1 protein-coding gene is annotated in these 1,196 nt (G+C 50.2%); it reads left to right on the forward strand.

Features of this window, described 5'->3' with window-relative positions; translation table 11 throughout:
• Window positions 1-913 precede the first annotated feature (913 nt).
• The coding region (locus tag EXE42_RS19600; RefSeq protein WP_206750720.1) for a hypothetical protein at window positions 914-1,196 on the forward strand (283 nt) is incomplete at its 3' end.

The raw sequence follows: 1,196 nt of genomic DNA on the forward strand, positions 1-1,196 counted from the left end.
TGCCCAAGTTCGGACGGTAAACTGGTAACCGCCCGCGACGTGAAACCAGATCCCTGCGGTATGGGGGTATGAAGGGAGTAACGCGCGGGAAACGGTCCACCGACGTTAACGGGCATATTTGGTAAGCAACCTAACCCTACGATCCACCGTTAGGATACGCCGCATTGAAACGACTAAATATCGTGTGTCTCGCGGCGTATGAGGGGGTTAGGATAGTAGCAACAGATATGAGTTAAACGCATATTCAGACGGATCCCCGCTTTGGTTTCTACCCTGTGAATACCACAGGATGAAAGGAAAGTCGGGGCATACCGAAAGGCCGTTAAACGTATTCTCTCAGGGAATACGTGAATACGGGCGGTGTAAACCGTATCAAGTAGGATCCCGCCGAAAGGTGGATACGGACGATCCTAAGAGGTATGAAAGTCACTACCTGATTAGGGTAATTACGCGATTAGACTAATTGAACTGAACCCCGCTTACGTGTGGATCCGTATGATGGATATGCTAAAAGTTGCTACATACATAGTGTGTTTCGGTGGATCCGCGGTCGCACGTGGATCCGCGACACACAACTATGCCACGACACACGGTGATTCAAAACGTCGAGTATTGGAAAGAGCAAACCGAAGGGTGGTTTAGTAAGGAAGTCCACGGAAAGGACTTCCCTGAATTTACAGGAATCGCGGGACAAGTCGTTTTAGACTTCCCTGATTCTTGGAGTCAAGACGAGATCCGAACCGTTCGGAGCTGTTTGCTAACTCATAACTTCCCCGAACCGAAGGTTCGGAGCGACGGACGTTTACGGATCGAAGCGACCGACAAACGACTAAAAAGTAGTTTGAAGTAACTAACACCGATACATACCACTTTCAGGGAAACGCCCGCATACGGCAGATCCCGACACACGACTATGAGCACACAAGAGCCAAACTATCCGAAGGAATACCGCGGAAACCAGATCCACGACGAAACGAAGGTTTCGAACCTTCAACCTTCGGAGCGACCGCGCCTTTCGCTGGTTACAAACCCGCGAGAGATCGATCACATACTCGAAAGTATCGGTGTTGAGCACGACCGCGAGAGTATCGTGCTCGAAGATTCATACAATTGCCTGTGGGTGGATACTGAAAACGGCGAATACGTCGAAGTGTGGGGGATCCACAAGAGTACCCCATACTTAGATCGTTACGCCG

The organism is Halorubrum sp. SP3 (assembly GCF_005435195.1).
Classification (GTDB): Archaea; Halobacteriota; Halobacteria; order Halobacteriales; family Haloferacaceae; genus Halorubrum; species Halorubrum sodomense.